Genomic DNA, 8,439 nt, shown 5'->3' with positions numbered 1-8,439 from the left:
GCAAGTCAGGCGGAAGTATGTTATCATAGATTTCATGCAGATGGCTAAAAATATAGCAATCCTCTATCTGAAGATGATAAAGATCTCCCACTCCGTATTTGCCCTTCCATTTGCATTCACCGGCGCTATACTGGCTGCATCAGGGATTCCGTCTCTGAAACAGATGTTCTGGATTGCGGTTGCAATGGTTGGCGCACGGTCAGGTGCAATGGGATTGAACAGGATAATCGACAGAAATATCGATGCGGCAAATCCGAGGACAGCAAACAGGGAAATACCTTCGGGAAAGATAAAGGTGAGGGATGCGGTTATTTTTACCTTTATATCCCTCGCCGTATTTGTTTTTGCTGCATATAGTCTCAATCCGCTTTGTTTGAAACTCTCTCCCATTGCAATTGCAGTTTTAGTCCTCTATTCCTACACAAAGAGATTTACATGGATGGCACATTTTGTTCTCGGCATTGCCATATCTGCAGCGCCTCTCGGTGCATGGATTGCCATAAGGGGAACCTTTGATTGGGAGATAGTGCCCCTTAGCATTGCAGTGGTATTCTGGCTTGCAGGCTTCGATGTGCTCTATGCGCTTCAGGATATGGAGTTTGACAGAAGCCACGGACTCCACTCCATCCCTCAGAGGTTTGGAATAAAGAGATCGTTAATCCTTTCGAGAATTTTCCACTCTGTTACATGGTCATTGCTTGCTATAAACGGCATTATCTTTAATTTGAATTTTGTATACTGGACAGGCGTGTTTCTGGTCGCAGGGCTGCTGATTTATGAGCATTCCCTTGTAAAGTCCCATGACCTGAGCAAATTGAATATGGCGTTTTTCAATATGAACGGCTATATAAGCATTGCGGTTTTTGTTTTTACATTGGTAGCACTGAATATCTAATTGAATTACACGAAGTATAGCAGCAGGTGTGCATCAAAGACTTTACAAAGTCGTAGTTCTTTGTGCATACCAAAAGACTGTTAACGCTTTTACCTAAATAGATAGCAATGTAGTAGGTGACGGATTCAAGATGATGTTTTATGATATCCCGAAGTGTAAAGTCTTTTCAGCACACCTGCTGCCATATGCTAATCAGTACTTGCGTAATATGGGTTCAGGGAGGTTGTTTTTAGATGCAAACAGTTGATCATATTATCTGCGGCGACTATGTTCTCACGATGAATGAGAAGATGGATTTGATTAGAGACGGCGCTGTTGCCGTTAAGGATGCAAAAATCGTCGATGTCGATATTTCCGAAAATATTCTGAAGAAATATTCTTCGGAGAAAATCATCGAAGGCAAGGGGAGGGCGGTATTGCCCGGATTGATAAATACACACACACACGCAGCGATGGTCTATTTCAGGGGGCTTGCGGATGACATGTCTTTAAAAGATTGGCTCGAAAACCATATCTGGCCTGCCGAGAACAAATGGCTCAGCCATGAATTTGTTTTTGATGCAACAGAGCTCGCATGTCTTGAGATGCTCAAGGCAGGAGTCACAACCTATAACGATATGTATTTCTTTGGGAACAGCGTTGCCGCTGCATCAAAAAAGATGGGGATGAGGGCTGTGATAGGAGCGGGCATTGTCGATTTTCCAACAAAGACCGGAAATTCTGCGGATGATTATATAAGTAATGCCGAAAGATTCATAGATGACTGGAAAGGTGATGGTCTTATTATTCCATGTATTGCCCCCCATTCCGCATACACATGCAGTCCCGATACATTGAAAAAGGTAAGAGCAGCGGCTGAAAGGCTGAATGTTTTAGTAAGCATACATATATCGGAAACAGAATGGGAGGTTGATGAGATCAAACTGCTTTACGGCAAAAGGCCTGTTGAGCATCTCGATGCCGCAGGTTTCCTGAATGAGAGGGTAGTTGCTGCACACTGTGTCTGGGTTGAAGATAATGAAATAGAGATGCTTGCAGATCGTAAGGTCGGCATATCCCACTGCATGGAGAGCAATCTGAAGTTGGCTTCGGGATTTGCGCCTGTTGTTACGATGCTTACGGCAGGAGTAAAGGTCACATTCGGGACAGACGGGGCTGCAAGCAATAATGATCTGAATATTTTGAGCGAGATGTCAACCACTGCAAAGGTTCATAAGGCTATTTCAGGCGATCCGACTGTTCTGAATTCGAAGACTGTCCTTACCATGGCAACACGATGGGGTGCAGAAGTGTTGGGACTTGGAGACAGGATCGGGAGCATCGAGAAAGGCAAACTGGCCGATATCATAACGGTTGATTTAAAAAAGCCTCATCTTACGCCCATGTACGATGTTTATTCCCATATTGTTTATGCAGCAATGGCATCCGACGTGGAAACGGTTATGGTGAACGGAAGAGTGCTTGTTAATAATGGAATGTTTGTTGCTGCCGATGAAGAAGAAATACTGCAGAAGGCATCGGAATGGGGAAGAAAAATAACATTATGGAGTAATGGAGTAATGGAGTAATGGAGTGGTTATTCAATCACCCACACCGAGCAGTTCTTTGCATCATGGATAATCTTGCTCGATGTGCTGCCGAACAGGAACTCCTCTTTTTTTGATATTCCCCGACGGCCTACAACAGCAGTGCATGCCTTAAGCTTATTTAATTCATCGAGTATGCATTCTGCAACCGACGGACAATCTTTAATGATTAATTTCACAGATGCCTTGTCTTCGCTGAATCCCGATTGAATGAGTATCCGACGGTAATTTTCGAGCATTTTCTCGGCTTTATGCCTGTGTTCTTCGATCCACTTAAGACGTTCTTCGGGGGTTTTGAAATAGTCCTCCGGAGGTTCGGGAATGATATTAAGCAGCGTTACACGAAACCCAGGAAAGCCTCCAAGAAAATCGGCAACATAAAGGACAGCCCTCTTTGCATTCTCGGACTCATCAACTGCAATGAGTATATGTCTGTCTTTTAGATCCATATTCTTTAATTATCACATTTTAAGGCTTTAAACAATAATTACCAATATCTGATTCTGCCGGTATCTATGTGCACAAATTCAGGATAATGTCCTACACCGCCTGCTCCGAATGACTTTGCGATTCGGAAGAGTTCGTAATTTCCGACACCCGGTATTTCAAAGTCTATTGCAACGCCCTGAAGATGGAGGCTGTTTTTGCTGACCCTCCTTCCGAGGCTCCTCAGGTATTCATTATATTCAAGGGAACGATACCCTGAGATAATCTTTATCTGCTTGCCATTTCCAAAGATACTCTGTATATCGCAGAGGAGATCCAGAAGTCTTACATCAATTGCCCTGACTTCATTGGTATAATGACATCTTAAGAAATGGTTTATCCTGTCCAGTGCATCACTGTCATAAACACCGAAACCATGATATTTGATATTTATGCTCTCGCCTGTGTGGGTGTTGTACATATTGAGAGTTTTCTCAGGAGCAGTTTTTTTGAGATGCCATGGCATTTTTTAAGGGATGGACTGCTGCAATGCCTGCGGCCACAGCCTTTAAAAAATTCCTTCTTGAAATCATGTGTAACATCCTCCTTTCATAGAGACTGCAACTTTGACAGGGTATATATTAACTCTCCATAGGTGTTTATCTCAACCTTCCGGTGCATGGCCAATGATCTTCAATTTCGGCCCATCTTTCAGTAAATGAAATTTTTTATCATCCTTGAGAGGTGAGATGACCCATTCAAAGAGGGTCTTTGCATCCTCAAGTGCAGGATCCTTTGGATACTTATAATATTTTTTCTGCATTTCTTCATCATAAAGCCCAATACAACCATGGGATGCAGGATAACCGGGGATATCGCGGCCATGAATCCAGTAAGCGACTCCGCTCTTGCTTATATGAAATCTGAGGCCGTAATGCATGGGGTAGGGGGTATCGGTTTTTTCAATAAAGTATAGAGATGACTTGTGGCGGCTGTTAAACGCAGTGATTCTGAATTCTCCGGAGGGCGTTTCGTTCCCCTTTTCGCCTGTTGCAACCGGTACGGAAAATACCAGCCTGCCGTATTCGTAAGCCCCCAGAAACTGCTCCGATAGATCGATCAAAATAAATTTTGCTTCCGATTCAGCAGGTTCATAATATTCTGGCATTGGCGTAAAATTTTCAATCTCCTCAAGGCGTTTAGGCGCTTTTATGGAGACACCAGGATATGCATGACGCCTGTCTATTCTATTAAACCTGGCCACGTCTATCCACCTATCACCGAAAAGATTTTCAAGGGTCTCGCCTTTGCGCAAGCGTCTGCATTCCCACTCCACGTTTGCATCGCTGGGGTATTTTATTTTACAAGGGGATGGAACTCGCTTGGCCCAGGCGCCTTCAGGATAGCCGATTATTAAAAGTAAAATGAGGAATAGGAATAAAAATGCGCAGGATTGATATTGGATAATCCACATCCTGAACTTTCTGAATCCAATGCTGTATAAAACCTGTTCCGGGATAACCGATGTCATTACGCCATCTCGAATGGATACCAAAATTATAAAAAAGGATACCACCGGGTAAGAAAAATCGCAAGGAGATAAGGGAATTTTACAAGCAGAATCATCGGTACATATTTTTGAGATTATATGATAATATTTCTGTAGATAATGATTATGAATAACGAGCTACCCATCATAAAATCAGGCAAAATACTTATCTACAGGCTTTACGATGTAGCATATGAGATCGACCTTCTGAAGGTAGAAGAGAAACTCAAGAAAGAGGCCAAGAGGCTCAGGATAGAGAGAAAGCCCTTCAGTAAGGCATTCGAGTTTGCAAACCCGCCGGTGTCATTTCAGATCAAGGGCATTGAAAAGGAAATCAATGGCAAGAGGTTGGACATCAATGTTTACAGCAAAGCCTATGATTATGGGGTGATGAGTATAATCCTCGAAATTCCAGTCCCAGACATGGATATCCAATCTCTTGAAGGATTGGCCCTGTCGCTTGAAGATAGCGAAGATATTAATATTGAATGCAGAAGACAGCTCGATCAGGTTACCACGATTTTGAGGGACTCTTTTTCCGGTTTTAATATAAGCCGTTTTGAGGAGGACTATACAATCTTTTATATCGACTCGTTTTGCCCTGAGATGGGTTTTGACGAGTTTCTGGGCAGTTATGATATTCCAAGACTATTGCTATATGAAGAAAAGTCTCTGGATAGCCGCATTAAAGACGAATTAATATCATTGAGATTTTCTTATTATAAAAACGATGGGGTTGTTTTAAATTGGGATAACGCCTTTATCATCGAGCCTTCCGGGAGTATGGAAATACCGGACATTCTTGAGTTTGCAAATGCGCAACTCCTTGAGCTCAGATATTATGATCATATTGTGGACAGGGAACTGGATTACATATAATATATGAGAGTATCTCTGCCAAAGGCGCCCTTTCCATATGGAAGATTAAGAAATACGAAAGGCTTGCTGCAAAGGTTATGAAGACTATTACGGAATTGACTGACATAACAGAGAAGATAGGCACCTCGTTAAAAGTTACAGAGGATGTTTATTATGCAAAGATTTATATGGCTGCCTTGAGACTATTCAGGGTTAAGGAATGGGAAGGGGGCATAAAGAAAAAGTTGGATATAGCATCCAATGTTTATGATATGCTTTACAGGGAGATTGCGAATAAGCGAATTGAACTGTTGGAGCTTGCAATAGTAATATTGATAATGCTGGAGATTGTTATTTTCTTTTTCGGAAAGTGAGAGAAGGAGGGTTAATGGCTCAAACATTTGAGAATGCTTCAGCCTGCTGGAAGACAATAATGTCCGATGTTTCAAAGGGCGGAGAGTTGCTGCCTGTTATAGAAAAATTCGCAAGGGAGAATACAAATCCTTCAAAGATAGTATTCGGCACATCAGGATGGAGAGGGGAGATCGGCACCGATTTTACATTCAATAATGTGCGTGTGGTCACATCAGCAATTATAGAGGCATTTAAGAGTAATGATAAGTCCTTCATGGATGCAATGGGTGTATCTGACTTTGAGGATATAAAAAGACGCGGGGTTATTGTTGGCCATGACAACAGGTTTTTAGGCCCTGACTTTTCAATGGAGGTTATAGGACTCCTCCAGAGAGAAGGGATAAAGACATGGTATGCTGGTGAGGCGATCACGCCGGAGTTTTCTGCAGGTATCGAGATGCTGAATGCTGCATGCGCTATTAATCTCACGCCATCACATAATCCCGCAAACTATGCAGGCTTCAAGTTCAATCCATCCGATGGCGGTCCTGCAGGCACAGAGATTACCTCAAAAATAGAAGATATAGCCAAAAGGATGATGAAAGAAGGGGTAAAAGTTGAGAGCCAAGCATCAAGGGCAGTTGTTGATAGGATAGATTTAACAGAACTCTACATAAAATACGTAAAAGAGCGGAAGACTCTGAATATTGAAAGAATAAAGGATTTTATAAGTAACGAGGATTACATTATCTGTATTGACAATGTCCATGGCGCAACAAGGGGACGCATTCAGAGGATTTTAGGCGAAAATCCGAAAATCAAATATCTGAGGACAGAGGATGATTATCTCTTTGGAGGCGTTGCACCCGAGCCTTCTGAAAAGAATATGGCAGGAGTTGAAAAGGTTTTAAGCCAGAGCAATGCAAAATTCAAGCTTGGAGCTATCATGGATCCTGACGGAGACCGTATCAGATATGCAGCCAGATATATTGATAGTATCATGCAGATACCCATGAACTATTTCGGTGCAATGGCGCTCCATTTTCTTAATGTTCATAAGAAATTTCCAGGAGTAGTGGCTAAATCGGTCGGCACAAGCAATTTTGTGAATGCCATAGCTGCAAAACTCGGAATTCCTGTCAAAGAGACAAAGGTGGGATTCAAGAATTTCAGACCTTATATGCTCAAGACAGCCCCTGAGAAGGCAATAGTCGCCTTTGAGGAATCTGACGGGATTTCCGGCTACAACCATACGCTTGAAAAGGATGCCCTGTTCGGACTGCTTCTGGCAATAGAGATGATGGCTGTTACAGGCAAGAACCTGAGCGAGTATCTGAAGGATATTATGGACGAATTCGGCTATTATTACCCTGATCGTTCAGGAATTGCTGTTGATGCTTCCCTTGTGGGAGAGCCTCTTATAAAAAAGCTTTCGGTCATTAAGGAGCAATATAAAAAAGGAACGGTAATTAATATAGGCGGAAGCAGCAGGACAGTTAAAGAACTAATAACTGTTGACGGAATAAAAATGGTCTTTGATGACGGCTCATGGCTCATGATAAGGCCATCAGGCACAGAGCCGAAGGTCAGGTTTTACATAGAGGCGAGGACTGAAGAAGGCAAAAAGGCAGTATTTGAGACAGCAGAGAGGATGACTAAAGAGGCGCTTGCATAGTTACATTTCTCGCCTTCCTTCAAGCGCCTTTGATAAAGTTACTTCGTCTGCAAATTCTATATCGCTTCCGATGGGCAGGCCGTAAGCGATTCTCGTAATCCTCACATTGAAAGGCTTTATAATCTCTGCTATATACTGTGCTGTCATCTCGCCTTTGGTATTCGGGTTTGTTGCTAAAATCACTTCCTTAACGCTGTCAGATTGTATCCGATGTGCAAGCTCGTTTATCTTCAGCTTGTCTGGCGTAACTCCATCGAGGGGCGAGAGAGCACCGAGCAGTACATGATATGTCCCATCGAAGCTCCTTGTCCTTTCTATTGCAATGATGTTGCTCGGTTCTTCAACAACGCATATCCTGCCTTTGTCCCTTGAGGGATCGCTGCATATGTTGCATGGGTCTGTGTCTGTAATGTTAAAGCATGTGGAGCAGAATCTTGCCCTGTCTTTAACATCGATGATTGCAGATGCAATGCCCTTTGCATCATCCGGCGACATGGTAAGGATGAAAAAGGCGAGCCTCTGTGCGCTTTTTCTTCCTATGCCGGGAAGCTTGGTGAGCTGGGTAATGAGGTCTTCTATTATGCCCTGCGTCATTTCCCGAAGATATTTCCCAATCCGCCGAGTCCGGGAATCTGCATGCCCATTGTGAGTTTCGACATCTCTTCGTTGACCATCTGCTGGGCCCTCCGCAATGCCTCGTTTGATGCTGCGAGGATCAAGTCCTGAAGCATCTCCACGTCATCGGGATTTACCACATCCTTTTCTATTTTTATGGAGACTATCTCACCTCCACCGTTGGCAACTGCTGTTACCATGCCTCCGCCGGCGCTTGCCTCCACGGTCTTTTTCTTTGCCTCTTCCTGCATCCTCTGCATTTCATCCTGTAGCTTCTGCGCCTGACGCATAATATCGCCGAGCATCTTTTTAGACATCGCTTCCTCCTTATATTTAGTGAATAGTCGTTAGTGAACAGTGAATAGTCAAAAGAAAACTAATTTTTTCTATTCACTAAATACTGTTCACTATTCACTGTTTTTCGTGGGTATCACATCCACTATCCTTCCTTCAAACAGCTCAAGGGCCTCTTTGATTATGG

The 8,439-nt window shown here is 43.1% G+C and carries 11 protein-coding genes; 5 read left to right on the top strand and 6 right to left on the bottom strand.

Annotation, left to right across the window (positions count from 1 at the left end):
- Positions 1–34 precede the first annotated feature (34 nt).
- Together V7L97_RS07425 and V7L97_RS07420 are read left to right on the top strand one after the other, a co-directional pair.
- On the top strand, positions 35–895 hold the full coding sequence (locus V7L97_RS07425) for a UbiA-like polyprenyltransferase (RefSeq protein WP_442891787.1): 861 nt from the start codon (positions 35–37) through the stop codon (positions 893–895).
- A gap of 233 nt (positions 896–1,128) precedes the next feature.
- Complete coding sequence (locus V7L97_RS07420; RefSeq protein ID WP_333654668.1) at positions 1,129–2,463, top strand: amidohydrolase family protein; 1,335 nt, start codon at positions 1,129–1,131, stop codon at positions 2,461–2,463.
- Positions 2,464–2,471: 8 nt separating this feature from the next.
- Here the strand turns inward: V7L97_RS07420 and V7L97_RS07415 are convergent, their stop codons facing one another.
- The 4 genes from V7L97_RS07415 to V7L97_RS07405 all read right to left on the bottom strand — a co-directional run bounded on the left by V7L97_RS07415 (position 2,472) and on the right by V7L97_RS07405 (position 4,438).
- A complete protein-coding gene (locus V7L97_RS07415) occupies positions 2,472–2,930 on the bottom strand; it encodes a universal stress protein (RefSeq protein ID WP_333654667.1) in 459 nt (152 codons plus the stop codon).
- A gap of 38 nt (positions 2,931–2,968) precedes the next feature.
- Positions 2,969–3,433 (bottom strand): YcbK family protein, encoded by a 465-nt coding sequence (locus tag V7L97_RS07410; RefSeq protein WP_333654666.1) that lies wholly within the window; start codon positions 3,431–3,433, stop codon positions 2,969–2,971.
- Positions 3,402–3,500, bottom strand: coding sequence for a twin-arginine translocation signal domain-containing protein (locus tag V7L97_RS13015; RefSeq protein ID WP_442891786.1), 99 nt, complete (start codon positions 3,498–3,500; stop codon positions 3,402–3,404). Before V7L97_RS13015 ends, V7L97_RS07410 begins: the two co-directional genes overlap by 32 nt.
- Before the next feature lie 71 nt (positions 3,501–3,571).
- The gene (locus tag V7L97_RS07405; RefSeq protein ID WP_333654665.1) at positions 3,572–4,438 is read right to left on the bottom strand and encodes a L,D-transpeptidase; all 867 of its coding nucleotides are present in this window, start codon (positions 4,436–4,438) and stop codon (positions 3,572–3,574) included.
- Between the two features lie 144 nt (positions 4,439–4,582).
- Between V7L97_RS07405 and V7L97_RS07400 the strand changes: the two genes are divergently transcribed.
- The 3 genes from V7L97_RS07400 to V7L97_RS07390 all read left to right on the top strand — a co-directional run bounded on the left by V7L97_RS07400 (position 4,583) and on the right by V7L97_RS07390 (position 7,343).
- Positions 4,583–5,335 (top strand): hypothetical protein, encoded by a 753-nt coding sequence (locus tag V7L97_RS07400; RefSeq protein ID WP_333654664.1) that lies wholly within the window; start codon positions 4,583–4,585, stop codon positions 5,333–5,335.
- A gap of 77 nt (positions 5,336–5,412) precedes the next feature.
- The gene (locus V7L97_RS07395; protein WP_333654663.1) at positions 5,413–5,688 is read left to right on the top strand and encodes a hypothetical protein; all 276 of its coding nucleotides are present in this window, start codon (positions 5,413–5,415) and stop codon (positions 5,686–5,688) included.
- A 14-nt stretch (positions 5,689–5,702) separates the two neighbouring features.
- Positions 5,703–7,343 carry a phosphomannomutase gene (locus V7L97_RS07390; RefSeq protein WP_333654662.1) on the top strand — a complete coding sequence of 547 codons (1,641 nt, stop codon included), beginning with the start codon at positions 5,703–5,705 and terminating at the stop codon, positions 7,341–7,343.
- Here V7L97_RS07390 and recR read toward each other — a convergent pair whose 3' ends face one another.
- Positions 7,344–7,937: a recombination mediator RecR gene (gene recR, locus V7L97_RS07385; RefSeq protein ID WP_333654660.1), complete on the bottom strand. Its 594-nt coding sequence runs from the start codon at positions 7,935–7,937 to the stop codon at positions 7,344–7,346.
- On the bottom strand, positions 7,934–8,275 hold the full coding sequence (locus tag V7L97_RS07380; RefSeq protein ID WP_333654658.1) for a YbaB/EbfC family nucleoid-associated protein: 342 nt from the start codon (positions 8,273–8,275) through the stop codon (positions 7,934–7,936). The genes recR and V7L97_RS07380 overlap by 4 nt, the downstream gene beginning before the upstream one ends.
- Between the last annotated feature and the right edge of the window lie 164 nt (positions 8,276–8,439).

The organism is Dissulfurispira sp. (assembly GCF_036745535.1).
Lineage (GTDB): Bacteria > Nitrospirota > Thermodesulfovibrionia > Thermodesulfovibrionales > Dissulfurispiraceae > Dissulfurispira.
The sequence above is the reverse complement of the archived record's forward strand: the minus strand, read 5'-3'. Positions and strand labels throughout refer to the sequence as shown.

Bases quoted from the DNA above. Each gene is read 5' to 3' on its own strand.
- V7L97_RS07390 (WP_333654662.1), top strand. From the start codon at position 5,703: ATGGCTCAAACATTTGAGAATGCTTCAGCCTGCTGGAAGACAATAATG.
- V7L97_RS07380 (WP_333654658.1), bottom strand. From the start codon at position 8,275: ATGTCTAAAAAGATGCTCGGCGATATTATGCGTCAGGCGCAGAAGCTA.
- V7L97_RS07405 (WP_333654665.1), bottom strand. From the start codon at position 4,438: ATGACATCGGTTATCCCGGAACAGGTTTTATACAGCATTGGATTCAGA.
- V7L97_RS13015 (WP_442891786.1), bottom strand. From the start codon at position 3,500: ATGATTTCAAGAAGGAATTTTTTAAAGGCTGTGGCCGCAGGCATTGCA.
- V7L97_RS07395 (WP_333654663.1), top strand. From the start codon at position 5,413: ATGAAGACTATTACGGAATTGACTGACATAACAGAGAAGATAGGCACC.
- V7L97_RS07415 (WP_333654667.1), bottom strand. From the start codon at position 2,930: ATGGATCTAAAAGACAGACATATACTCATTGCAGTTGATGAGTCCGAG.
- V7L97_RS07425 (WP_442891787.1), top strand. From the start codon at position 35: ATGCAGATGGCTAAAAATATAGCAATCCTCTATCTGAAGATGATAAAG.
- recR (WP_333654660.1), bottom strand. From the start codon at position 7,937: ATGACGCAGGGCATAATAGAAGACCTCATTACCCAGCTCACCAAGCTT.
- V7L97_RS07400 (WP_333654664.1), top strand. From the start codon at position 4,583: ATGAATAACGAGCTACCCATCATAAAATCAGGCAAAATACTTATCTAC.
- V7L97_RS07420 (WP_333654668.1), top strand. From the start codon at position 1,129: ATGCAAACAGTTGATCATATTATCTGCGGCGACTATGTTCTCACGATG.
- V7L97_RS07410 (WP_333654666.1), bottom strand. From the start codon at position 3,433: ATGCCATGGCATCTCAAAAAAACTGCTCCTGAGAAAACTCTCAATATG.